Source organism: Paenibacillus pseudetheri, from assembly GCF_924513355.1.
GTDB lineage: Bacteria > Bacillota > Bacilli > Paenibacillales > Paenibacillaceae > Paenibacillus_AQ > Paenibacillus_AQ pseudetheri.
Map to the genome: position 1 here is coordinate 146810 of NZ_CAKMAB010000008.1, position 25657 is coordinate 172466.

Sequence of the window (25657 nt, forward strand, 5' to 3'; positions counted from 1 at the left end):
TCTAACAAAAACTCAAATTGCAAGCTTCTGCCTATGCTCTTTTGTCGATAGTGTGCGAGAGAAAGCCCTTGTTTATGCAGGTTAAAATGGTTTAATTTGAAAGCTTTAAGTATTGCTTTTTACTACCGGTCATGCTAAACTATTTTAAGTTGTGAATCATTTGATAATGATTTCGAATGTCTTACAGGAGGTGAATGCAATGCCAAATATTAAATCCGCGGTTAAACGCGTAAACACGAACGAAAAACGCCGTGCACTGAACGCTTCCCAAAAATCCGCGCTTCGTACAGCTGTGAAAACTGCTGATGTAGCACTGACAGGTACGGAAGTTGAAACTGCTCAAGCTGCTTTCCAAGCTGCTTCCAAAAAGCTGGACAAGGCCGTAACTAAAGGTCTGGTTCATAAAAATGCGGCTGCCCGCAAAAAATCCCGCTTGGCGAAGAAATTGAACGCTCTTAAGGCTCAAGCCTAGGACGACATTCATAATGAGCAATTGAAGAACCTGACCGCTATGTTTCATACGGTTGGGTTTTTTTGTGCCTACTATTCTATAAATATAAGTAATAGTTTCCTTTAGACGTTAGTTGAATGAAAAAAAACCACCTTAGAAAGGTAGTTTTCTTGAACGATCAACTTTTCTCTTTTTTCATTTCATAATAATGACCATCCCATAAGAAAATCATCGTTTGGTCGTCTTTAATAATAAAAATACTACCGGCATTTGTCCAATTATTTATAGATACCGTTTTAACCGATTCTGATTCAATTCCAATGTCACTTAATTCATTTCTGTATTCGTTAAAAAAATCATCCTTTGTTATGTTCTCTTCCTTATATTCAGGGCTCATAATTTCATCTTTATCAAAGGCTGCTTTTTCTTTCGAATAAGTTACTTTCATTCCGATTAGGTTCTCATCCTCATTTGCCGAGATAGGCGTAGAACCAACTATACTTTGTACACTCCAATCACCAAAATAGGAAGGTGAGTCTGAAGAATTATTCACAGGCGACCCAGAAGTAGAAACTGACGGTGAACTCGTATCAATTTTGCCACAAGAACTAATGAACAGAACGACCAAAAGCAGTGCCGAATAGTAAAATATATTTTTCATAGTTGGATCATCTCCATATACTTTTTCCACTGCTTAGTTCAAGTACCTAGCCGCAACATAAACAATTCCAGACCAAGCACTTTATCTATAGCTCCTGTCTTCATCTTATAATCCAGATCAGCCAGTGCACTTAAAATTTGCCGCAGACGTTCACTTGAGAACTTGTGGGCCTGCTCCCCTGCAAGCTTTACTGCATAAGGATGAAGTCCAATCTGTGAGGCAATCTGACCCTGCGAATAACTATGTGCTGATAAATCCTTCACCTGCAAAATAATTCGGAACTGCCGCGCAATCAGCGCAGCAATCTTAATGGGTTCTTCCCGCTGCTTCAACAGCTCATACAGCGTATCAAGCGCCTTATCTAGACGCAGATTAGCGATATCCTCTACAAGCGTAAACACATTTTGTTCCGTTCCGCGATGCACCAGACTCTCTACTGCTTCTGCGTCTACGGTTCCGCCCTTAGCAGCGAACAAACAAAGCTTGTCCATTTCAGCGGATAAGCCCTGCAAACCTGTCCCGGCATTAGTGATAAGAATCTCTGCGGTGCCAGGTGCCATTGTACATCCCCGCTCACGAATCCCTTTCTCTACCCAGCGCAGCAGTTCTTCTGCCCCTAGCGGGTTGAAAGCTAATACCGTTCCAGCTGTTTTAACAGTCTTCACAATTTTCTTACGCTCGTCCAGCTTGTCACTATTCACCATAAAGACAATCACACTGAAATCTACAGGATGCTGCAAATAATCACTTAAAATATCTATACGATGCTCTAGTTTGGCATTTTCTTTTCCCGCTGTAAATAACGATGCGTCCCGCACCAGCAATAATTTACGTTCTACCATAAAGGGTACAGTCTCAGCTTCTTCTACCACAGCCTGCACCGGCGTCTCAGAGAGATCAAAGGGAATAACCGCAAAATCGCGATCCTCTTTGGCAATCAGCTGGTCTTCCAGCAATGCCGCGAATTCATTCATTCGAAATTTTTCACTGCCGTACAAAAGGTACAGCGGTGAGATTTTCCCTTGTTTGATTTCTTTTATCGCCGTTTTGGCATCCATTCCGCCACTTCCTTTTCCATTCATCTAGCCCAATTTGCCCAGATTCCTATTGTAGCAAAAAAAGCGATATAAATGCACATGCAAAAACGGAGAAACTCTGGCAGCCATGGCCAAAGCCCCTCCGTTTAAGCGGCGCATCTATATAAACGCCGGAATGAGAAGCCCTAGAAACTTCCCATCCGACGGTCATACCGATGTTCTTCAAATTCTATACTCTCTAGTTCCTGTCCGGTTGCTATAGTATATTCTGAAACTTCGAAAAATGTTCCAGCCTCAATTTAATTTGTTGATGTTGAAGATGGAGTCTTCGATGGTGTTGCCCCAGGTGATGTAACCGGCGTTGAAGAAGCTGCTGCTTCCTGTACAGTGTACACCTTAGTGGTATTCACACCATCTTTCTCCGTCACATACGTAAACTGCGAGCTATCCGCCGACCATTCTCCAGAAATCCAATTTCCTTCTAAGGGATAAGAAGTCACTGCTATCCTATCTTCCACTGAGCCTTCGGGTGAATTCTTATAAATAACAAGCTGTAATCCAGCGAACTCAACCGCATAATGCCCATCAGGAGAAGTCCAAGTCTGTACATTAGAATCATTAGAAATGTTAAAACCCATAACGCCTAGTCCGAAGTCATCAGAAGTCCTTAATGATTCCTCCGTAGATGGCGTTGAATCAGCTGCGATCCCTTTATCTTCAGAAGCAGGTTGATCCTTCTTATCGGCTTTGGGCTGATTATTACTGCCAGCACTAGTATCCGGAGTTTGAACTTTCGTTACCGTATCCGGCTTCGGCGTCATAATCTTCTCCGTAGGATTGGGATTCACATTATTTGTTGGTTCTGGTATCGACCGTCCTCCAGATCCAGCATTAGCTTCTGGAGGAGAATTCGGCATCGAGGTAGGTTCTACCGGCCCCATCGCTCTGTCTAAAGCAGCGTTATCCTCATTCACATCCTGTGCAGCTGATAGAGCCCCCGAATCCGTTCCGCTATTAGCAGGCGCAGCCTCATATGAATTAGCAGAAGTAGAGGTTTGCGATTCAATAGCCATATTATTAGCACTATCGCTGGTCGCTTTACTACTATCCTGCATCATTTGTTCTACCTCTGCCCCAGGCATTTTATCCGGCATATTAAAAATAGCGATCCCTAATATTACGGCAGCTGCGATAGCTCCAATGCCTGTCCGTGTTGCTATAGAGGTTCCCTTGGAAGGTTTACCGCGGGAGCTTTCTCGTGAAAATGGAACTACAACTGGTTCCTCGGTTCTCACAGCGCTTTGTTCACGGCTGCTTCGATCCAATTCTGCAAGCTGAGGTAAAATAGAGTCAACCAGACTAAACGGGGGTTTCACGTCTGGCAACTGCTCCAATTCTTTGGAGAGCAGTGTCAGCCGCTCAAAGACTTCCGCGCAGGAAGGACAATTATCGATATGACGGAACATCTCAACAATCTCATCTTGGCTCAAGTCTTGGTCTATATAGCGGTGCATCCATTCCATCACCTCCGCGCATTTCATCCCGATACACCACCTTTCTGGTACTCCTGAAGTCTATTCTGCAGCTGCTGTCTGGCCCTAAACAGATATGATTTCACTGTATTCAAAGGCAAATCTAGGCAGTCTGCAATCTCGTTGTAAGAAAAATCTTGTAAATAGCGCAGGACGATGACTGTCCGATGATGCTCGGGCAATTGATCAATCGCTTCACGTATATCCTCAGCTAAATAAGAGGATAGAACCTCACGTTCCACATTGTGTTTATCCTGAAACACCATTTCATGCTCATCAATAGAAACTGTAGGTTTAGTTCTTCTGAATTTATCAATGCAAATATTGGTAACGATTCGCTGAACCCACGTTTTGAACTGGGCCTTTTCCTCATATGAACCGATTTTGGTATAAACCCGGATCAAGGCCTCCTGAGATGCATCCAGCGCATCTTGTTCATTATGCAAAATGTAGAAGGCGGTTTTATATACATGCCCTTCAATTTCTCGCAATAGGGTGATTAGAGCGTCGCGATCGCCCGCTTGAGCGGCTCTGATGAGTCCCTGCTCCACCACGAAGGTTCCCCCTCTCTATGCAATCTTACTGACGCGCAAGACTGCGAATTTGTTGCAACCCTGTAATTAATATTTTTAGAATACCAAACTTTTCTTAGAACGTCATGTTAAGCCATCTTGTATAAAGCGCTATCGCACATTTCATAGCATTTCACAGCCAATAATTCCTACTAAGCATACAGGGGAAACTTCAATCATTCAAATACTCTTTTGAATAACTTTATAACAAAAATGACACAAGTATAAACGCCTTCGGCATCTCAATAAAGCCGACAAGCGTTTAGGTAAGAAATTTCTCCTATTTCCAAAAGAAACGGCTTATCCTCCTGTCGGAAAAGAAGCCGTCACTAAACAAGAAATAACCTTAAAACCGAGCACATAACTCTATTTATATAACACAATCTTGCAGAGCATGAACACTGCGTAGTTGTCCCTAGTTTCATCATCCACGACATACGCCTCTCCATTCTCAAAAATATGAGGATTATTGTAATTCCGCTCTAATCTATAGATCTGGCCTTCCGTCACCTTACAACCATGGAATGCCGACGCAATCTCTACGTATTCCGCATCCTCTTCATCAGCTGCAAGATACAGCTTTTTATCATGATAAGCAGGCATATACTCACTCCCGGTCCGATAATAAACCATTCCAATTCGTTGACGTCCGTTAAACATCACAACTCTTCTACTTTATAGTTTATTGCCTTTGTCCACATTCTATACTTTATGAATACATATAATGTAAGAAAATCTGAATGTCGGAAAATATGTATACAAAAAGGCTGTACGACTGACATGCGTCAGCTATACAACCTTCAATAAATCTATCTATTCGAAATTAAGAAAAAACAGAATTAAATACCTTTTAACTCTTTAAATTTTGCTACATACTGAGCCGCAAGATCGGTAATCTGATCATATCGGCCATCCTTCGCCGGTGCAGTCAAATTGCCCCCGATACCTACCGCTATACAGCCGTTGGCAATCCACTTCTCCATATTATTCAGATCCACGCCACCTGTTGGCATAATGTTCACATGCGGCATAGGACCTTTAACCGCTTTCACATAATCCGGACCAAACGCACTGCCAGGGAACAGCTTAAGCACATCCACACCAAACTTCAACGCTTCCTTCATTTCATTTAAAGTCATGCAGCCAGGCATGTACGGAATACCATAAAGATTACACATTTTAGCTGTTTCCGCTTCAAAGGAGGGACTGACCACAAATTCTGAGCCTGCAAGAATGGCTATTCTCGCTGTTAATGGATCAAGTACAGTTCCTGCTCCAATCACTGCGCGATCTCCGTACTCCGCTACCAATCGTTTAATCGCCACATCCGCATCCGGAGTAGTAAAAGTTACCTCAATATTATTCAAACCGCCTTCGATACAAGCAACGGACATTTTAAAAGCTTCCTCAGCACTATCAGCACGAATAACGGCTACAACTCCAACGGACGCCACATTCTGCAATACTTTCATTTTCTTCATCAGTAGACTCCCTTTCTCTTGGTACGATCATAGATGAATATGAAATACTAATTTAGATAAACTTTTTTATTAAATTTACTAATCAAAATGATATAATCTATAATCAGATAGTAATAACAATACGGTAAACAGTCAATACATATTTCTGAATATACAGATATTTATTTATTTAAATGACCAAAAATCCCTTGTATTATAAGGATTTATTTCTTATTTAATTTCTTTTATCCAAAACACCGTTCGGATTAAAAATCATTCTTTTATTGTACAAAACCGATTTATGTGATAATTTCAACTTATACATCATTATACTGGGATAAATTCATTACCCTAGGAGGAACTCAAATGAGTAAACAGTTGGATGCCGTCACTTTCGGGGAGCCGATGGCGATGTTTTATGCAAATGAAACGGGTCCCCTGCATGAAGTATTTTCGTTCTCCAAAGCATTGGCAGGTGCCGAGAGCAATGTAGCTACAGGTTTATCACGCTTGAATCATCCTACAGGTTATGTTACGAAGCTTGGCGAAGATAATTTTGGACATTTCATTGCTCAAGCAATGAAGAAAGAAAACATTGATACCGACAACATTACTTTTACTAAAGAAAATTCAACGGGTATGTTAATCAAATCAAAGGTTGTTACTGGCGATCCTAAAGTCGAATACTTCCGCAAAAATTCCGCGGCCTCCAAGCTTAGCCTGGTTGATTTTGACGAGGCATACTTTAATGCTGCAGGACATTTACACGTAACAAGTATCTCCGCCGCCTTATCCAAGAGCTGTCATGAATTCTCTATTCATGCTATGGAGTTTATGAAGCGGCAAGGAAAGACGGTCTCCCTCGATCCAAATCTGCGCCCTAGCTTATGGCCGGATACAGAAACGATGGTGAACACGATCAATGATCTGGCTACACGCTGTGATTGGTTCCTTCCAGGACTCGGTGAAGGCAAGATTCTTACAGGTCTAAGTACGCCAGAAGAGATTGCGGACTATTATCTGGCGCGCGGCGTCAGCTTAGTCGTCATCAAGCTCGGACCTGAAGGCGCTTACTATAAATCCACTGAAGGAGAAGGTTATGTCGACGGGTTTAAGGTAGAGCAGGTCGTTGATACCGTAGGTGCAGGTGATGGATTTGCCGTTGGTGTAATCAGTGCGATGCTGGAAAAGCTTCCGATTGCTGAGGCCGTCAAACGCGGCAATGCGATCGGTGCGTTAGCCGTCATGTCGCCTGGCGATATGGATGGACTTCCGACCCGTGAGGAGCTTGCGAAGTTTATGCAGCAGTAGGTTTAAGCACATAGATTTGAGTATCGTCATTAAAAAATGCCGTCTCACAGTTGAACTGTGGAACGGCATTTCTTTGTATTTTTATAGCCTATGCTTATTTATAAGACTTCACGGACTGTCCTTGTTGCAAGGTCGGTGGAAAACGATAAGTGATAGGAACAGAAACGCCTTTATCCTCGATACAAGAGAGTATAATCTTAGCAGCTTGCATACCCATTTCGTAAGCAGGCTGACGAATTGTTGTAATGACCGGATTATAAATTTGCGCGAACTCCGCATCATCTATACCGATGACAGACAATTGTTGCGGAATAGCGATGGCATTTCGATTCGCATATTTCAAAATCTCTGCTAGCGTGATATCATTCGTAGCCAACAGCGCTGTCGGAGGGTCCGGCAACGCTAAAAGGTGCTTCAGTCCTGTAGCTAATTCTTCTTTTGGCACACTACAAATATACTCCTCACGTAGCGTTAGGCCCGCTTCTTCCATCGCTTTTTTATAACCACTGATCCGCTCTTTACGAGGGGTAATAGCATGTTCCCCTAACGGCAGGGAGACCAGAGCAATTCGCTCATGGCCTTGCTGTGTCAGCTGTCCCACACCTATCTTGGCCGCCATTTCATTGTCGAGCAACAAGCTCTGCGTGGTGATTCCATCTACCAGACGATCCATAAACACTAACGGAAAATCCGCCTCTATTAGTCGGCTGTATGCAGATGGATTGTTCCCCGTCGGAAAAATAATCAAACCGTCCACCTGGCGCGCAACTAAGGTTTCGACGTACTTGCTTTCTTTTTCCGCATTCTCATCGGCATTGCATATGATTACTTGGATTCCGTGTTGCTGCAGCTCGTTCTCGATCGCCCGAATACACTGGATAGACAGCGAATAATCGATATTAGCGACAATGATTCCGACCATATGCGTCCGATTCTGCTTCAGACTGCGTGCAAGTCCATTCGGTTGATAATTAAGCTCCTCAATCACAGCCTCGATCCGATTCTTTGTCGCTTCACTCATATATTTAAAACGTTTGTTCAAAAATTGGGAGACCGTACTCTTCGACACTCCCGCTTTTTGAGCCACATCATCAATCGTTAACTTCTTCATCTCTTCGGCTCCACTCTTCTCAAAAGAAAATTACTTTATCAAAAAGTATAGCTTTTATTGGGTGAATTATCTACTAAGGAGTATTGTTCATAAAATCCATATAAAGCTTATTTTGTTGCTCTTCCGATAAAAAAGCCCGATTCTCATCCAGCCACCCCAATCCAGCTTTCATAAGAATATCCGCTTTACGTTGTTCTTCGCCCACTTTATAATTCATGATTAATGTTCTTTCTTTAATCTCTTTAAACCCGATTGCTGCAGCAGGCGTTTGAATGCTCATGGTCTCCAGATCATAAAGCACTGTTTTCTCTTGGAATTTTAAATCCCCTATATATTCTAAGTAACTAAGAACGAGTTGGTCATGCTCCTTATCAACAGCGATTATCGACTTATAATTTAATAGTGTATCATCAAAAGAAGTAAGCTCCTTCGGCACCATAGTTTCTCCTGCCATTGCTTTTTTAACATTCAATGTCGACATTTTAGCATACTCATATTTATCTGCACCAAGAGTCCGCTTGTAGGTATATAACAGGATATAATCTCCCGCTCCATAAACCCCACTCAAATATTGATAAGTACTTGCCCCTCCCGCATAAAGAGGAAAAGTATATATCCTAGTAGCCGAAGAAGCCGATAGCTCCGTCTGGTCCTTCGAGCTCAGGTAAAGGGTGAACGGTTCTGTAGGATGTGTGTACTTTGGCTTCTTGTAGTCAACCATCGTGGGTGGCGGCGACCAGAGGATTCCCGCTGTTGTCTCAACGGCATACGCTTTGCTCTTATCTCTATTCATTGGCAAAGGCATGTAATATTTCTTACCGCTAATCTCAAACTCTGCTGGACTTGTCGGAGTCTCTAACGCTCTGTCATTAGTAGCAGGAGTAGAAGAAGGTAGTATCCCTGCAGCTTGTGACTGCACCGATGAAGATTGAATTGGACCTTGGCTCTTCCATATTCCCATAGGCAAGTTAAGTACACCCATCAGCAAAATCATAGCCACACTGGTCAGTAGCACACTTTTGTTTATTCGATAACGTGTGTGATTTTTATTTTTAAGCGTAGCAGCCTGTTCGATCTGAAGCATCAGCTCAGGTGTAAAGCCATCTTCAATAAAAGGCCTTTTGCCTGCTTGCGCATACCAATCATTCTGTCCGATCATCACCGGGTTACTGTCATCAGCTTTGCCTCTCATTCTCTTTCCTGCTTCTGGATGGCTTGCTTAACCTTCCCCCTCGCTCGCGCGAGCCGAGATTTCACAGTCCCTTGTGGTACATTCAGTAAATCGGACATTTCGCCGATCGATAGCCCATGCTAAATATCCAGTACAAGCACCTCTCTGTTCTTATCTGGTAGGGTCATAATAATTTCCCAGATTCGGTTCGCATACTGATTGCCGAGCGCTTCTTTTTCTGCAGACGGAGCATTTACAGTAACAGGTTGATCTCCAAATGGTATGAATCTGCGCCAAAAGCTATTTTTGCTCCAGCTAAAGGCTGTATTTCTAGTAATCGTGAGCAGCCAAGTTTTTATCGACGATTGTCCCCGGTACTTCCCCACATTTTTATATGCCTTCAAAAACACTTCTTGGCTGATATCATTCGCTTGCTCACGGCTTCTAGTTAAGAAAAAAGCATAATTCCACACATCCGATCCATACGCCTCCATCATTTCCCGCAAGGTCATTTCGGACGCATACGCTTCTGCATATGGCATATCTTCGCTTAGCATGTTTCGTCTCACCCCTTGCCTAATAAGACTTTTCAAACTCGAAAAAGTTCCCTTTAAAATAAATAATTAGGTTGTTATTTACTTAACAGCATAATCAGTAAATTTGTCTATAAAAAAACACCACCGATGTACGTTGAAACTTCATCGGTGGTGCTCACATATATGATAGGGGTGATCTGAATCTTAGTTGTAGCTCTCGTTGTAAATTTGTCGCCCGTAATCGGACTCGGATATATCTGTAAAAAGCGTTCTAATGCATTTCGTGCAATAGAACTTGATTTTCCAACTCCATAAAGAGATTCTGTTGCACTTCATGCAATAGATACTATTAAAATTCATAGAAATAGCGTTTTCCCTCATTTTGAGTGTACAAAGTACAGCAGAATGAAGATCCAGCTATCTTGGAGTGCGTTCTATTGCACAAAATGCAATGCCTCCACCAACTTATATCGCACTTCAATCCCCTCCGCCCGCACCCGCATCTGTATTTCCCCCTGCTGATCCGTCCGGAATATAGATGCTTGGTTATCTCGTAATCGCTCCAATACCTCAGCTTTCGGATGACCATACAGATTATTAACACCCGCAGAAATCACCGCTGCTGCAGGCTGCCAGAATTTTAACCAAGCTTCGCCAGAAGATGTCTTGCTCCCATGGTGAGCCACCTTCAGCACATCAATGACAGGTCCAGCGCTGATCCCCTTTTGCTTAGCCTGCTCTACAATCTCCTCCTCGGCTTCCAGATCCATATCTCCGGTGAATAGAAAGTTTCTACCATTCATCTCTAAGCGAAAAGCTACCGAATCGTGGTTCTGCTCTTTCAGTAGAGGAATGCCATTCTGATAAGGAGTGCCCAACGCTTCTCCCCCCCTTCCCTCCGGCCATAAAAAGGACAGCTCCGTCTTGTCATCCGGGGAAAGGGTCATTCCTTGATGCACAGCATACAGCTGAACATCCCTCTCAAGTGCAGTCCTCATCATCCCCATATAAAACTCGCGATCAACTAACGTTCCATTAAAAAGCAACGCCGAAACCGGAATCTCTTCCAACACAGCTTGGAGTCCTCCGGCATGATCCTGATCTCCATGTGTCAAAATAATGACATCTAAACGGTGGATACCACGTTTTTTCAGCAGAGGCACCAGCACTTTAGCGCCAACCTCGAACGGACTTCGGCGAACGCGCCACTCTTCTTTTTGACCAAAGTTTAAGGTGCCACCACCGTCCACTAGAATATGTGCTCCGCTCGGTGTAGTGATGAGAATGCTGTCGCCTTGTCCGATATCCAGATAACTAATTGTACCTCTACCTGCTTGACCATCCGACTGATAACCCCTATACAGCAACATCCCCAGCCCAACTGCCAATAGTAGAACAATCGCTCCGCTCCAGCGTCCAACCATGGAAGCACCAATAGCAAACTGTGCATTTCCCACTCTCCCAAACCCACCGTGACTGTTCACAGATAAACCAACCTCCGCTAAAGGTCTCGTCTCATCCTCCATATATTGGGGTGTAGAACGAGCTTCCTTTCTTAGCTTGGCAACAAACAGCAGACCATACAACAAAACATAGTACACCCCGATCCACAGCAGTGAAGGCGAGCCCCAAATCAAAACTCCACCGGCAAATTTGTTGATCCATTCCACTGCGTAAAAAGTAAAGTTATTCAGCAGCTCCGTAACATGCGCCAGTACGTTTGCTGCATCTTCCCACAGTCGTCCAAGCAGTAGCGCAAGCGTCCCTAGCGGTAATACTACAAAGGTAATAAAAGGGACAAAGACCAAATTGGCGACAAAGGACAGTAGCGAAAACTGATTAAAATAATAAATGGTCAGCGGAAACGAGACCAACTGAGCTACTAGAGTCACAGAGACCGCACCTTTAAGCCAGCGTGGCAGAATGCTCAAAAGAGGATTCATAAGCGGAACGTAGACCATCAAACCTAGGGTCACCAGAAAAGACAGCTGGAAGCTGACACTGAGCAGCATATAGGGATTCCAGATCAACATAACCAGTGCCGATGCCGCCAAAATATTCAGTCCATCCTTCAGCATCCCAACTCGTGCAGCGAGCAAGGCAATCATACTCATCAACCCCGCACGCACAATGGACGGACCCGCACCAGACAAGAGGACGTAGACCGGAACGAGTATGAAAGTGAGCGTTAGTGCGGTCTCTTTTGTCAGGCGTAAGCGCCTGAACAGAAATAAAAGAACGCCTACATACACCGCTACATGCATACCTGAAATAGCAAGAATATGTGTCAAACCGAGCTGAGAGAACTGCTTAAAGGTATCCGGATCGAGATCATCCTGCATTCCAATGATTAAGCCCTTCATATACCCAGAGTGGCGTCCTTGAAAAAGTTGATCCAGCTCTGCCCCAAGGGCCGTCCGCGCGCTGTCATTTAAGCGGAAAATCGTCAACGGACTCCATGAATCTGGCACGGTTATCCTTACATTTTCCGCTCCCTGCCCCTTCAATAGCCAATGAATCTTCTTCGTATGTAAATAGGCACGATAATCGAAGCCTCCAAAATTACGCGCTACTGCCGGCTCTTCCAGCACACCATTAAGTAGCACCTCATCCCCTCTTCGCCACTCCGCAGCGACAGCAATTTCTTGCTCAGCCAGAAGTTTGATCTGAACCGCGATTAACTCCCCATGCAACTTGCTATCCTGTCCATCCAAAGGATCAGATGAATTATCATCTTCTTCTGCAAGCAGATTCATATGTGATAGCTTTATCGTAAAATCAACCCGATCCCCATCCCGATCCACAACGGAAACGATCGTGCCTCTAGCTTCCACGGGACTCCCATGCAGCTCTGCAATCGTACTACCCAGCGCTTCAGGTATTCCGCTAATATTGCGGGCTTCGTTCCACTCCCAATATCCAGCTGCTAAAGAAATGGACAAACACAACACGGCTATGTATTTCCAGCTCATTGTTCCCCACACTATCAGACTTACCAGTAAAAGTATTAATCCAGCCCACGCCAATAGCAGTCCGCTCCCTGAGCATAAGCAAGCCGCTGCACTTCCAGCCACCCAACATACCGTAAAGCTTAGCAAAGGTCTTTCCTTCACGTTTCCATCCCCCCCTTTAACAATACTGAATACAAAAAAAGAACCTCTACATACGCCACAAGAGCGCACGAGAGGTTCTTCCTCAAGCCATCTTATTAAATTGGTGTTGTACAGAATAGCTATTCCGATACTTTGATCATCGTTTCACTTGGCGGCTCATAATTCTCCAATTGGCGAAATATGATACCCTTGGCAGCCATCATCGCTTCAACCTTTTCCATATCCTTACGGTAAGGTCGGTAATACACGATTTCCACGATACCACTGTTCGCCAGCATATTGGCGCAGGTCCAGCAAGGCTCATCTGTCACATAGACGGTACTGCCTTCCCGGTCGATCCGGTCTGTAAATAGCAAAAGATTCTGTTCCGCATGAATCGTGCGAATACAGCGCTGTTTCTTCACCATTGTCTCTACGCCATCCACGATTTCCATTTCATATTGCTCCGAGAGCATACAACCTGCCTCTGAACAATCAGGTACGCCCATTGGCGCCCCGTTGTACGCGGTTCCTAGCAACTTCTTGCCTTGTACCAGCACAGCACCCACATGTCGGCGATTGCAGCGTGAACGAGTTGAGACCATGCAGGCAATGTCCATGAAGTAAGTATCCCAGTCTTTACGATAAGCAGCAGTCATAATCAATCTCCATATCCTTCTAAATAGTTGTTAACTATTGTAGCATATCTCCTCAAGTTTTCACTAGGACAACGGTTGTAGCACATTCAACAGTACCTTCGATACCCTTTTATCTTCAAAATACTACTAAAGGCTTTAACTTTTCCAGCATTTTAGGCCCGATCCCCTTAACCTTCCCCAAATCAGATAGGCTACGAAAAGCCCCTTCACGGTTGCGGTAATCGATTATAGTCTGGGCCTTCTTCTCTCCGATGCCTGGGAGATCCATCAGCTCCTTAGCACCTGCAGTGTTCACATTAATTTTACCTTCCTGTGAAGCAACTGACGTGGTAACTTCAAGCGCCCCCTCAACATTCCCCCCATTAGCTGTCGTCCCCTTTTCATCTACTGGAGTTGGAACAGCATGATCTACTTGTGCAGCGTTCTTAACCTTCTGAGCAGTATCAGACTTATCACTAGCTTCAGTCTTTCCAGCATAATCAGTTTTCCCAGTAGCTTCGGCTCCCACTGTAACTTTCCCAGCACCTTGTTTATCTACCTTCGTCTCCTGGCCTCCCACTTTGCCCTCTGTTGCCGATGCTTCATCTGGTTCAGCGACTCCAATCGCCTGTTCCATGCTTGCATTCAAGGCCTCCCATCCGGCAATGCCGGAATCCCCCTTACTCCCAGCAGCCCATAACAGTCCACTACCCAGTAAAGCTACAGCCACTCCGAGCACTACATTCCCTTTATTCAAAATGCGCTCCTCCTCTCGAAAATTCGTCCTATACTTTTTTGTGAATCTTCATACATTCCTTTAATTGGAATTCCCTTTAATAATTCATACAAAACCTGTCATTTGTCCAAGACTATCCTGCATACATATAACGAAGAGCATTCATGTCAGTTAGTAAAAAGCAACGCTAGAAAGGAGGAACCACAGGTGAAAGTAGGATTTATCGGAACAGGCAGCATGGGCAGCCTGCTGATCGAAGCCTTTCTTTCTTCCGGAGCGCTAGAACCGTGTGATGTGCTTGCCAGCAACCGCAGCCTGAACAAGCTGCTGGAGCTTGAGAAGCGTCACCCCGGCATTTCCATTTGCGGAAGCAATAGAGAGACAGCGTTAGGAAGTGATATCGTTTTTTTATGCGTAAAGCCACTTGAATTTAAAACATTAACAGATGAGATCGGCTCATGTCTCCGGAGTGAGCAAATCGTCGTATCCATTACAAGTCCAGTTCAATTGCATCATCTGGAATCCGCTTTGCCGTCCAAAATTGCCAAGATCATCCCAAGCATTACGCACTGCGTCAAGAGCGGGACTTCACTGTGCATATTTGGCAGCAGGCTTAATAAAGAAGACAGGCTTGTACTGCTAAAGCTATTGTCTTTCATAGGTGTTCCCTTGGAAATCCAAGAAGCACATACCCGAATCGCTTCTGATTTCTCCAGCTGTGGACCTGCGTTCTTAAGCTATTTCATTGAGCGCTGGATTGAAGCAGCCGTTGAGGCCACCGGAATTGAGGAGACATTAATCAGCCGACTTGCTGGTGAAATGCTGCTTGGAACAGGCAAATTGCTGACAGAAGGGGAGTTTACCCCGCAAGAGCTTCAAGACCGGGTTGCTGTTCGCGGTGGCATTACCGCAGAAGCGCTAAACCACTTGCGTACCAGTCTAGATGGTGTATTTGAACGCCTCATCACGACAACACATGATAAATATGATGAGGATGTTATTAAGCTTGATGAGCTATTCGGACATGACACTATTAATCAGGGTCCTAATTGAACGTTAGAACAACAAAGCCCGCAGCACGGATTTCTCCGATGCTGCGGGCAGAATTGCGTTCTTCGCTTAACCCACTACAATATTTACAAGCTTGCCAGGAACCGCAATAATCTTGCGTACGGTTTTACCTTCTACAGCTGCACTCACATTAGGGAGTGACAGCGCGTGAGCTTGCATTTCTTCCTGGCCCATATCCAGCGGAATCAATGCGCGTTGTACGATTTTACCATTCACCTGAATAACGATTTCAACCTCAGCATCGACTGTCCATGCTTCATCATAAGTTGGCCAAGCCACGTAGCTGATGCTTCCTTCATGACTGAGCAGTTGCCACAGCTCTTCAGCAATATGCGGCGCCAGTGGCGACAACATTTGTACAAAGTGTTCCGCAGCTTCACGGGACAACGTTTCTTGCTTGTAAGCATCGTTAATGAAAATCATCAACTGGCTAATCGCCGTATTGAAACGCAGATGTTCGAAATCCTCAGTGACTTTCTTAATCGTTTTGTGCCAAGTACGTTTGAACTCTTCCGTACCGCCATCTGCTGTGATTTTGGAATTGAGCTTACCTTCCTCATTCACGAACAGGCGCCATACACGGGACAAGAAACGGTGAACCCCTTCAACACCCTTTTCATTCCAAGGCTTGGTTGCTTCCAGAGGGCCCATAAACATTTCATACACGCGAAGTGTATCTGCACCGAAAGCTTCAACAATCTCATCAGGGTTGATGACATTTCCGCGTGATTTACTCATTTTTTCATTATTATTTCCAAGAATCATGCCTTGGTTAACCAGCTTATGGAAAGGCTCTTTCGTTTCCACTACGCCGATATCATAAAGCACTTTGTGCCAGAAACGTGCATAGAGCAAGTGAAGTACGGCATGCTCCGCTCCACCAATGTACAGATCCACTGGAAGCCATGCTTTTTGCTTCTCCGGGGAGCACAGCTCTTGATCGTTTTTCGGATCAATATAACGCAGGTAGTACCAGCAGCTGCCCGCCCATTGCGGCATGGTATTCGTCTCGCGGCGAGCTTTCATACCTGTCTCTGGATCGATTGTTTCCACCCACTCTGTTACATTCGCAAGTGGAGACTCCCCAGTACCCGATGGTTTGATCGCATCTACATCAGGCAGTACCAGTGGCAGCTGATCAACCGGAACAGTCTTCATTGTACCGTCTTCCAGATGCAGAATTGGAATCGGCTCTCCCCAGTAGCGTTGACGGCTGAACAGCCAATCACGCAGACGATAGGTTACTTTACCTTTACCTACGCCCTTCTCTTCCAGCCAAGCAATCATCTTCGCAATCGCTTCTTCATTCTTAAGTCCGTTCAAGAAATCAGAATTGACATGCGGTCCGTCTCCGGAATATGCCTCTTCTTCAACGTTGCCGCCTTGCACGACTTCCACGATATTCAGGCCGAATTGTTTAGCAAATTCCCAGTCGCGTGTATCGTGACCTGGAACCGCCATGATCGCACCCGTTCCATATCCGGCTAGTACATAATCTGCAATCCATATTGGTGCCTTAGCGCCATTCACAGGATTGATTGCATACGCACCCGTGAATACACCGCTCTTCTCTTTAGCCAAATCTGTACGTTCAAGATCACTCTTATGAGAAGCTTTCACACGATATTCTGCAATCGCTGCACGTTGTGCTTCTGTTGTAATGGCATCAACCAGTTCATGCTCTGGTGCTAATACACAGTAGCTCGCTCCGAACAATGTATCTGGACGTGTTGTAAACACGGTCAGGCTAGCATCGTGACCTTCAATTTCAAAATTCACTTCTGCACCTGTGGATTTGCCGATCCAGTTGCGCTGCATATCCTTGATGCTTTCAGACCAATCGAGCTCTTCCAGATCTTCCAGCAGACGTTCAGCATATTCAGTAATTCTCAGAATCCACTGACGCATCGGTTTGCGGACAACCGGATGTCCTCCACGCTCACTTTTACCATCAATGACTTCTTCGTTGGCAAGTACTGTACCGAGTGCCTCGCACCAGTTAACAGGTACTTCTGCTACATAAGCCAAGCCTTTGTTGTACAACTGGATGAAAATCCACTGCGTCCATTTGTAATAATCTGGATCTGTAGTACTGATCTCGCGATCCCAGTCGTAGGAGAAACCCAGCGATTTGATCTGACGACGAAAATTATCGATGTTCTTATCTGTAAAATCACGTGGATGCTGACCCGTATCCATTGCATACTGTTCTGCAGGAAGTCCAAAAGCATCCCAGCCCATTGGGTGCAGCACGTTAAAACCGCGCATCCGTTTGTAACGGGATACGATATCCGTTGCTGTGTAGCCTTCTGGATGACCTACGTGCAGTCCTGCCCCTGAAGGGTACGGGAACATATCCAGTGCATAGAAATTCGGTTTGGTTGGGTCTTCACCTGTCTTAAAACTTTTGTTCTCATCCCAGAACTTTTGCCACTTGGGCTCAATAGCCTGCGCCCGGTAACCGCCGGCAGGAATACTGTTTGTTTGATTGTCGCTCATTGTCTGCTCCTCCTTGGAGTGTAACTACTTAGATTTCTTAACCAAGCATAAACTGCCATCGACATTCTTATAAGGACGGTAAGCGTTATGCGAGAAATATAAGACATGAAGTATTTCGTGAAACCTATACCCTCTTATATTTACAAAAAAACCTCCCATCCCTAGCGTATTATCGCTAGGGACGAGAGGTTATAATTCCCGTGGTACCACCCTAGTTAGCGGCTGAATATACTTTATTCTGCCACTCACTTTGCACCCTTTAGCGGGGGTGAGGCGACGGCGGTTCACCTAGGACATCCATTATGTCTAGTGGATATCCTGAAACTTGCGCCGTTACTCCGAGGTGAGTTCACTCCGTTCCGTTAACCGGCTCGCACCTTAGTGCCGGCTCTCTGCAATAACGGTATAGAATTACTACTCCTCATCATCGATCAACTATATATACCGACTGTTCATCAGTAATATTCCCCAACATTATATACAAAACTGTTGACAATAGTCAATGTTTTACCCTATTTACACGGGCTTTCGTTTGATTAAATACGTCATAAAGTGTTGAATAACGACTTTTGCAGCCGCGAAGAACGGTACAGCAAGGATAAGTCCGATCATTCCCGCGAATTCACCGCCGACCAGAAGCGCAAAAATAATGAGCAGCGGATGCAAATGCAGCTTCTTTCCCACCACCTGTGGTGAAATAATGTTACTTTCCACGATTTGGCACACTGTGTTAACCACTGCAACCAACAGCACTAAACGAAAAGAAACAGTCGAAGCCATCACAATGGCTGGTGCAGCCCCCAAAAAGGGACCCATATACGGGACAATATTGAACACTGCCACCACACTGGCAAACAGTAAAGCATACGGCATTCCGATGATGGCATAACCGATATAAGCAAGCACACCTATAATAATGCAGACCAGAAACTGTCCACGAATGTAGTTGCCGAGTGCATCATCGATATCTTTTAACAAAGTTACAATAGACTTACGGCGTGCGCGGGGAAGACAAGACACTACCGTCCGCTCAAACACATCAAAATCCTTCAGAATATAGAACACTAGAAACGGCACGATAAAAGCATTGAACAGCAAGTTAATCGTTGTCCCTATATTATCGAGAAAATTAGAAATCCCTTCGGCGAGACGACTCTCCAGTTGAAAAAACCAGTTGTTCATCCCCATCTCGACCCCGGGCGGGATTAGTCTAGAATTCATATGTCGCATCAGCCCTTGGGCTTGCAGCGTCATCTCTGGCAAATGTTCATTCAACTCTTCAAGCTGCTCGATAAACATCGGGATAAGGTTAATTGCGATCACTGCAATCACTGTTAGGAATACTGCATATATAAGTAGAACAGCTACACTACGCGGCATCTTCCGTCCGGCCAGCATACTAACGACGGGATTCAGCACATAGGAAATAATCATAGCTGCCAGAAATGGAGCGAGGACTGCCTTCAAAAATACAAATATCCCCTGCAGCATTGGACGAAGCAACCAAACGAAATATAAAATGATCAGGGAGAGCAGCACTCCGATCATCCAGCGGAACCACTTACTTTGGGACCATTGCTCCATGAGTGTACCCTCCTGCGACTGTAGCCTGGACTAGCTTCGTAAATAAGTATATGTATGGCCGCAGCAAAATAACCATCAAGCACACAAAATAACCCCACAAAGTGATGCTTTTGCTTTGATGCTGATTCAGGTACTTTGCGGGGAGCCCCAAAAAAAGCGCCAATAACCCAACAGCTGATTTCAGCTGAAAGGAGATTGACGCTTTAAGTACATAGATCATTCTTGCTTACAAAGCAAGATTCATAGTTAAGACGACGCATGAATTTGCGGGAAATCCTGAGTCATATCATCCCCGGAGAACAGATCGTCCAGCGAGCTGAGTGTGCCGTCTTCTTCAACCTGATACACCGACATTTTCTCGCCGTTTACCGTCAATTCAATGAAACAGCCCCAGCAATAGAACTGGTGGGAACCAATCTTTCCGATATCTTTGGAGTTACAATTTGGACACTTCATATAATACATTCCACCTATCCGTTAACAATATTAATGGCTTTTTGTAGCCGTTCTTCGCTCATTGCAGGAACCATTAAAGCATTCTCACCAATGGACATCTCATCAGAACAAGGCAGCCATTTGCGGCCTTCGATCAAATCAGTCACAAGCCCGTCACTGATTTCCAGCGCTCCTATTGTGTTTCCCAACTTTTGGTCAAAATAAACATCCGATATTCGTCCAAGTATAGTTCCAGTTGTAGTCAGTACTTTCAAATCCTTAAGTTTGTTCTTTCCTAGTAGAAAAGTACAAGGTATATGATCGGCATCTGTCTTATCAATCGACTCTTTACTACGAATCATGACAGCATCCTCGCCGTAGGCCACAATATCTTTCCATGCCACAAATTTCACATGGCCACCAAAAAAAGATTTGCTTTCCAGTTCAATACCCGTAATATTCCAGTTTGAATCGAGTAGGATATCGACAATCTTGCCGATTTCATTCCCCTCTTCAACTTCAAATACAGCCAAACCGATCAGATCTTGAAGTCTCATGGCTGCCTCGGTCCCCTCACTTTGAGTGTACTTACGAGTTCTCAGAAAGCCAAAAGCCCGAATCGCCTCGATACAGATCGAATCCTAGAGTAACTAGTCTCATTTACGTAGGCGTTTCAAAATGGTTTCAACTTTTCGAGCAACGTACTCGATTTCTTCAGTAGTATTACCCAAACCGATACTAAATCGAATCGCAGACTCTAAAATATTTTGAGGAAGTCCCATTGCTTTCAGAACATGAGATATTTCCAGGGATCCTGAGGTGCAAGCCGAACCACTTGCTGCCGCAATCCCCTCCATATCCAGGTTCATCAGCATAACATCTGTCCCAGCCCCTGGGAAGCTCAAATTCAGAATACTAGGCAAAAAATGCTCGGTATTCCCGTTAAGCGAGTAACGCTCCCGTCCAATCAGAGTATCCAGCTCCTCGAGTAGTCTACTGCGCAGGAGCTTCATATTCTGTTGACGTTCTGACAGACCCTTAACCGCTATTTCAACGGCTTTGGCAAACCCAGCTGCTCCGGCTAGATTCTCTGTTCCGGCACGTCTGCCGCGCTCCTGAAGGCCGCCATGAAGTCTTGGATGCAGCGGTGCTCCGCTTCGAACGTATAAACCACCGATCCCTTGAGGCCCATTGATCTTATGAGCAGTAAAGCTCATGTAATCTACTGGAAGCTCCCGTAATGTAATCGGAAGGGCACCAAGAGCTTGTACAGCATCTACATGGAACAGAATTCCCCGTTCTTTAGCAAGCTGACCAATCTCCTGGATGGGCTGAACAGTGCCTACTTCATTATTGGCATACATTATGCTGATCAGCACCGTGTCTTCCTGCAATGCAGCCTCTACGTCTGTGACAGATACCCTGCCCGTCGAATCCACAGGAAGATAGGTAACTTTGAAGCCTTCCTTCTCTAGCTCTTCGCAGGTATGTAACACTGCATGATGCTCGATCTGGGTGGTGATAATATGTTTTCCTTTATGGGAAACTGCAGCCGTAGCTCCATAGAGCGCTAAATTGTCGCTCTCAGTGCCGCCTCCAGTGAACACCCACTCATCAGGTGAACAGCCCAAAAAGGCGGCGATATTATCGCGCGCCCCGTTCAATATTCTTTTAGCTGAACGCCCGAACTGATGTACACTCGATGCATTTCCGTATTGTTCTGTCATTATATTCAGCATGACCTTAGCCACCTCGGGATGAACCGGGGTTGATGCGGCGTGGTCCAAATAGATGGATTTCATATTCATTTCTCCGCTTCTAGAGTATAGGAAACTAGTTCTTCTAAAAATATAAGAAGGTATAAGTTTCACGTTATACATTATTCTTATATTTCTCGCTTAAACGCTAACCGTCCTTATAAGGACGCCGAAGACTTTTATACTTGCAACTATTAAATTATACCGCGCGAGAAGTGAGTTTTCCACAAGCGAAAGAACACAATATTGTAATCATTTCCCTATGAAAGCTAGGATTATAATAGCCAGTTCTCTTCAGAGGTTACCTCAATGCCATTTTTTCTAAGTAAAGCTGTAGTAACGCCATTTCCGGCTATTTTCTTCCCTTTGAATTCCCCATTATAAATCATACTGCTGCCGCAAGAAGGACTATTTTCTTTAAGCACTACCATCGTAGCTGATACCTCTTGGGCTTTTGCAAGCGTGATATAAGCACCCTCTAAATACATATCTGTAACGTCTGTACCTGATCGATCCACTACTTTAGCCGTCCCTGCCAGCACATCCTCGCCATTCCCACCAATGATTTCAGCGGGTTCTCTAGGCGTTGCGAATCCTCCCAGCAATTCCGGACACACAGCAATAGCTTGATTCTCATTCAAAAGCTTCTGAATTTTCTCATCCAAACAATCCGTACCATTATATCTTCATGCCAGCTAGACAAGAGCTTACCAAAATCACCAATGAGCACCTCTTTCTTCATTCATTCCGCTTCGTTTATAATAAGAAATATTCCGAGCATAACATGATGAAATTAAGCTGTAAACGGAATGAACTTCTAATCTACTGACTGGGGAGTGTAAATAATGTGCGGACGCTATACAATAACCGTCACTATGGAAGAGCTGATGGTCAGATATTTTGCGAATGATTCAACCATTATCCACTATGCCCCTAAATATAACGCCGCGCCCATGCAGCAAATTCCGTCAGTCATTAATACAGGTTCCAGCAATAAGCTCGGGGAACTGCGTTGGGGTCTGGTTCCTTCATGGGCAAAGGATGACAAAATCGGCAGTAAAATGATCAATGCCCGGGCAGAATCGCTACTGGAGAAACCTTCTTTCAAGCGCTTAGTAAGCTCACGCCGCTGCATCATCCCATCTGACGGCTTCTACGAATGGAAGGTGCAGGGCAGCAGCAAACAGCCCATGCGGATCGTGATACGCGATGGAGGTATTTTCTCTATGGCCGGACTATATGATATTTGGATGGACCCTGAGGGTAATAAACTAAGTACCTGCACGATTATAACGACTACTCCGAACGAGCTTATGGCTGAAATCCATAATCGCATGCCGGTTATTTTGAAGCCTGAGGATGAGGCAGAGTGGCTGGATCGGGGCAATCAGGACACTACCTCTCTAATAAAGCTCCTGAAACCGTATGATCAACAACAAATGAGAGCCTATCCAGTTTCCACGGCTGTCGGAAATGTTAGGAATGATGCGAAGGAATTGATTGATGAGGCACAAGCATAAACGCCTTCGGCGTCCTTATGAGGACGGTAAGTGTTTATCGAGAAATAGAAGGATAATTTATAACGTAAGATATAAATTCTTATATTAAAAAAAACATCTTAACCCTACGGCTTAACCGCAGAGTTAAGACCATCGACGCTCGATCTTAGATCGGCGGCTCATCAATTGATGAGACATCTGGAGAAATCTATCCGCATACAGCCCGGAGGAAAGATTGTTTCGGATATGCCATTCGCCATTCATCCTAATTCTGTCCCGCAGTGCTGGATCATGCATTAAAGATAAAGCAGCATTCACAGCTTCATCCAGCTGCCCTCTTGTGTATATTTTTCCAGTATGATTATTAATGACAAGTCTCCGAATGCCATCCGAATCCGTAGTAAGAACAGGACAACGACACAACATCGCCTCGGCTACGGCGTACCCAAATCCCTCGAGAATAGAGGTGGAACAGAGCAGTCCTCCCGAGTCACCAATAATGCTCATATAATCTGCCATTTGCCCGTGAGGAACATTGGAATGCGAAATCAAACGTGAAGAAATCCCTGTCTCGGCTACAAAATGTTCGAAGCTCTCTTTTTGCTCCGGCTCAAACAACGTATCGTCCTGAAAAATCCATAAATAAAGCTCGGGGTGGATCGCCAGAAGCCTTTGTCCGATTTGTAGAAATTCTCTCCAGTTCTTATTCGTTTGAATTCGTCCCACCCAGCCCAGGATGGGAAAGCTTTTCGTAGGGTAATTGGTATATCCAAACTGATCGCAATCGATTGGATTGTCAAAGCAATATTGAGAAATGGATGGAAATCCACCTTTGAAAAGGGTCTGCAAATGGGTCGTTTCTGGATAGAGCAGTGCATCGGTTAGCTTGTGAATCCGCTCAGTAAAATTATTAATAACTTGCTCCGCTTCATCTAATGTCCCCAATCCCTGCACCTCAAAAACAAGCGGGCCCTTGTAACCAAACCCTCTGAACCTTTCCGCTAAGTAAATATCCGTACACACTACAATCAAATCAAAAGCTTCCCGAGTGAGCAATCCTCTGATCTCGTCATCATTATTGGTAATATAGGTTTGAATATTAGGAATATTTTGTTGCCCTTTTCCAGGGTGTGTGTACAACAAATGACACTCTACACCGCGATCATATAGTGCTTGGCAGCGCACTCGGTTCAGGGTTTGCATGCCGCCGCTCGGGTTGAAGAAGGTGAACAAAATCTTCATTACGATCACTCATTCACATATTATTTTAAGAAAAATAGATCTTCAACAGATCATACAAATCTGCACTTCGAAACAGCTCATTATAGTAGTGAGTTTTAGTCGATGGGACATGTCTGTGTCGAAAGCCAATCAAGCTGTGGTCTTCCGTATAATAATTGGAGATCGTGTCCCCACCGGTAGTAATCAAAGCCTCCAGCATGTATTCAATATCGAGTGCTCCTATGAAAATTTTGGGACCTAAAACTATCGTGTATGGAGTGGACAAGTGCTCTAGTGCTCCACAAATCGCGTGCGACTCCACAACTGCTGGCATCCGAACGAACTCCGTTGCAGGATGAGGGATTGAACCCAGTAAAGCAGATGGTTGGCCCGTTAGTGATAAATCCAGCACCCGACACTCATAATTGCTATACGTCTGTTCATACAGATTTTCTATCCTCGCTATTTCCTCCGCACCAGCATTTACTACAGGAAATAAAGCGGTAATCATAGGAGGAATCCCTCTACGGAATCGCGCCTGATGGCGGGTCAAGTGATACGTATATCTCCATCTGCGATGATTTTCAGTAGAATGTAACTGTGCAGATACACTAAAGGTAGAGTCCACACGATAATTCACCAGCTCCACGGGGATAAAGCGAATATCACAATGTTCAGCCAGTCTCAGCCAGTAATCATAATCCTCCACCGGCTCCATTCCGTACCCCCCAACAAGCTTCGCAACCTGCGATTTGTACATGAAAGAAACACCAATAAGCGAATAATCCAGCAATTTCTCTTTGGGCTGTGACTGATAATTTCGCTGAGTAGCTAGCTGATGTTCGTTATGAAGCAGGTTTCCCTCGTTATCTATACTTTGAAAAGAACTGTACACGATCCCTAGCTCCTGCGGCCCCTTCATTAGTGCGCCTCGAAGAATTTCGAGAAAACGGGGTTCATAAACATTATCGCTGGAGACCCAGCTCAGATACTGAATACTGGGTTCGCTAAATAAAAGATCAAAGCCCGTATTCAGCGCATATGCAATACCCCTGTTCTGTACATAAGAGATAATAGTTACCCTTGGATCCTCGGTAATTATTGATCTCACAAGCGGTTCCATATCTGGCGCACCATCAATTACAATGATCAGTCGAAATTCGGTGAAGGTTTGGCGCAGAACAGACTCCAGAGCTTGCCGGAGAAATTCCGGCTTTTGGGTATACAAAGGCATAACTACTCCTACATCCGCCATGATTTTTACCTCTCTCTACATTGGAGTA

General features: G+C 44.7%; 24 protein-coding genes, 1 pseudogene and 1 other annotated feature. Of the genes and pseudogenes, 4 read left to right on the forward strand and 21 right to left on the reverse strand.

Annotated features, from left to right (window positions below; genetic code table 11):
- The first annotated feature begins 199 nt into the window (after nt 1-199).
- A complete protein-coding gene (gene rpsT, locus L1028_RS09925; protein ID WP_042130412.1) occupies nt 200-472 on the forward strand; it encodes a 30S ribosomal protein S20 in 273 nt (90 codons plus the stop codon).
- Between the two features lie 157 nt (nt 473-629).
- Here rpsT and L1028_RS09930 read toward each other — a convergent pair whose 3' ends face one another.
- From L1028_RS09930 to L1028_RS09955, 6 genes are all read right to left on the reverse strand, one after another.
- Nucleotides 630-1142 carry a hypothetical protein gene (locus L1028_RS09930; RefSeq protein WP_234533364.1) on the reverse strand — a complete coding sequence of 171 codons (513 nt, stop codon included), beginning with the start codon at nt 1140-1142 and terminating at the stop codon, nt 630-632.
- 8 nt (nt 1143-1150) lie between these two features.
- Nucleotides 1151-2170: a DNA polymerase III subunit delta gene (gene holA, locus L1028_RS09935; RefSeq protein ID WP_234533366.1), complete on the reverse strand. Its 1020-nt coding sequence runs from the start codon at nt 2168-2170 to the stop codon at nt 1151-1153.
- A 278-nt stretch (nt 2171-2448) separates the two neighbouring features.
- Nucleotides 2449-3690 (reverse strand): zf-HC2 domain-containing protein, encoded by a 1242-nt coding sequence (locus L1028_RS09940; protein ID WP_234533368.1) that lies wholly within the window; start codon nt 3688-3690, stop codon nt 2449-2451.
- Nucleotides 3687-4235 carry an RNA polymerase sigma factor gene (locus L1028_RS09945; RefSeq protein ID WP_036677530.1) on the reverse strand — a complete coding sequence of 183 codons (549 nt, stop codon included), beginning with the start codon at nt 4233-4235 and terminating at the stop codon, nt 3687-3689. The genes L1028_RS09940 and L1028_RS09945 overlap by 4 nt, the downstream gene beginning before the upstream one ends.
- Before the next feature lie 384 nt (nt 4236-4619).
- Nucleotides 4620-4913 (reverse strand): hypothetical protein, encoded by a 294-nt coding sequence (locus L1028_RS09950; protein ID WP_234533370.1) that lies wholly within the window; start codon nt 4911-4913, stop codon nt 4620-4622.
- Between the two features lie 179 nt (nt 4914-5092).
- Entirely contained in the window at nt 5093-5734 is a 642-nt protein-coding gene (locus L1028_RS09955; protein ID WP_234533371.1) for a bifunctional 2-keto-4-hydroxyglutarate aldolase/2-keto-3-deoxy-6-phosphogluconate aldolase, read from the reverse strand.
- A gap of 345 nt (nt 5735-6079) precedes the next feature.
- Between L1028_RS09955 and L1028_RS09960 the strand changes: the two genes are divergently transcribed.
- A complete protein-coding gene (locus L1028_RS09960; protein WP_234533373.1) occupies nt 6080-7024 on the forward strand; it encodes a sugar kinase in 945 nt (314 codons plus the stop codon).
- A 94-nt stretch (nt 7025-7118) separates the two neighbouring features.
- On the opposite strand, the gene L1028_RS09965 is transcribed toward L1028_RS09960, so the two are convergent.
- The 7 genes from L1028_RS09965 to L1028_RS09995 form a co-directional block, all read right to left on the reverse strand.
- Complete coding sequence (locus tag L1028_RS09965; RefSeq protein ID WP_234533375.1) at nt 7119-8135, reverse strand: LacI family DNA-binding transcriptional regulator; 1017 nt, start codon at nt 8133-8135, stop codon at nt 7119-7121.
- A 73-nt stretch (nt 8136-8208) separates the two neighbouring features.
- Nucleotides 8209-9327, reverse strand: coding sequence for a hypothetical protein (locus L1028_RS09970; protein ID WP_234533377.1), 1119 nt, complete (start codon nt 9325-9327; stop codon nt 8209-8211).
- The gene (locus tag L1028_RS09975) at nt 9324-9434 is read right to left on the reverse strand and encodes a hypothetical protein (RefSeq protein WP_279306847.1); all 111 of its coding nucleotides are present in this window, start codon (nt 9432-9434) and stop codon (nt 9324-9326) included. The genes L1028_RS09970 and L1028_RS09975 overlap by 4 nt, the downstream gene beginning before the upstream one ends.
- 12 nt (nt 9435-9446) lie before the next feature.
- On the reverse strand, nt 9447-9863 hold the full coding sequence (locus L1028_RS09980) for an RNA polymerase sigma factor (RefSeq protein WP_234533382.1): 417 nt from the start codon (nt 9861-9863) through the stop codon (nt 9447-9449).
- A gap of 413 nt (nt 9864-10276) precedes the next feature.
- Nucleotides 10277-12955 carry a ComEC/Rec2 family competence protein gene (locus L1028_RS09985; protein WP_234533385.1) on the reverse strand — a complete coding sequence of 893 codons (2679 nt, stop codon included), beginning with the start codon at nt 12953-12955 and terminating at the stop codon, nt 10277-10279.
- A 119-nt stretch (nt 12956-13074) separates the two neighbouring features.
- The gene (locus L1028_RS09990) at nt 13075-13593 is read right to left on the reverse strand and encodes a deoxycytidylate deaminase (RefSeq protein ID WP_042191041.1); all 519 of its coding nucleotides are present in this window, start codon (nt 13591-13593) and stop codon (nt 13075-13077) included.
- Between the two features lie 115 nt (nt 13594-13708).
- Nucleotides 13709-14329, reverse strand: coding sequence for a ComEA family DNA-binding protein (locus L1028_RS09995; protein WP_234533387.1), 621 nt, complete (start codon nt 14327-14329; stop codon nt 13709-13711).
- Nucleotides 14330-14515: 186 nt separating this feature from the next.
- Between L1028_RS09995 and comER the strand changes: the two genes are divergently transcribed.
- Nucleotides 14516-15361, forward strand: coding sequence for a late competence protein ComER (gene comER, locus L1028_RS10000; protein WP_234533390.1), 846 nt, complete (start codon nt 14516-14518; stop codon nt 15359-15361).
- A gap of 66 nt (nt 15362-15427) precedes the next feature.
- Here comER and leuS read toward each other — a convergent pair whose 3' ends face one another.
- The 6 genes and pseudogenes from leuS to L1028_RS10030 all read right to left on the reverse strand — a co-directional run bounded on the left by leuS (nt 15428) and on the right by L1028_RS10030 (nt 22374).
- A complete protein-coding gene (gene leuS / locus L1028_RS10005; RefSeq protein ID WP_234533393.1) occupies nt 15428-17878 on the reverse strand; it encodes a leucine--tRNA ligase in 2451 nt (816 codons plus the stop codon).
- A gap of 174 nt (nt 17879-18052) precedes the next feature.
- Nucleotides 18053-18315, reverse strand: a binding site (T-box leader).
- Between the two features lie 79 nt (nt 18316-18394).
- Nucleotides 18395-19462, reverse strand: a complete 1068-nt coding sequence (locus tag L1028_RS10010; protein WP_234533395.1) for an AI-2E family transporter — start codon at nt 19460-19462, stop codon at nt 18395-18397.
- 246 nt (nt 19463-19708) lie between these two features.
- A complete protein-coding gene (locus tag L1028_RS10015; RefSeq protein WP_036677557.1) occupies nt 19709-19918 on the reverse strand; it encodes a hypothetical protein in 210 nt (69 codons plus the stop codon).
- Between the two features lie 14 nt (nt 19919-19932).
- The gene (locus tag L1028_RS10020) at nt 19933-20454 is read right to left on the reverse strand and encodes a PRC-barrel domain-containing protein (protein WP_042191050.1); all 522 of its coding nucleotides are present in this window, start codon (nt 20452-20454) and stop codon (nt 19933-19935) included.
- Nucleotides 20455-20553: 99 nt separating this feature from the next.
- Nucleotides 20554-21699 (reverse strand): cysteine desulfurase family protein, encoded by a 1146-nt coding sequence (locus L1028_RS10025; protein WP_234533397.1) that lies wholly within the window; start codon nt 21697-21699, stop codon nt 20554-20556.
- Nucleotides 21700-21929: 230 nt separating this feature from the next.
- Nucleotides 21930-22374 (reverse strand): annotated as a pseudogene (locus L1028_RS10030) (2-thiouracil desulfurase family protein).
- A 125-nt stretch (nt 22375-22499) separates the two neighbouring features.
- Between L1028_RS10030 and L1028_RS10035 the strand changes: the two are divergent.
- Nucleotides 22500-23174 carry an SOS response-associated peptidase gene (locus L1028_RS10035; RefSeq protein ID WP_234533399.1) on the forward strand — a complete coding sequence of 225 codons (675 nt, stop codon included), beginning with the start codon at nt 22500-22502 and terminating at the stop codon, nt 23172-23174.
- A 123-nt stretch (nt 23175-23297) separates the two neighbouring features.
- On the opposite strand, the gene L1028_RS10040 is transcribed toward L1028_RS10035, so the two are convergent.
- Together L1028_RS10040 and L1028_RS10045 are read right to left on the reverse strand one after the other, a co-directional pair.
- Nucleotides 23298-24395: a glycosyltransferase family 4 protein gene (locus L1028_RS10040; protein ID WP_234533401.1), complete on the reverse strand. Its 1098-nt coding sequence runs from the start codon at nt 24393-24395 to the stop codon at nt 23298-23300.
- 25 nt (nt 24396-24420) lie between these two features.
- Entirely contained in the window at nt 24421-25629 is a 1209-nt protein-coding gene (locus tag L1028_RS10045) for a glycosyltransferase family 2 protein (protein ID WP_234533403.1), read from the reverse strand.
- Nucleotides 25630-25657 lie beyond the last annotated feature (28 nt).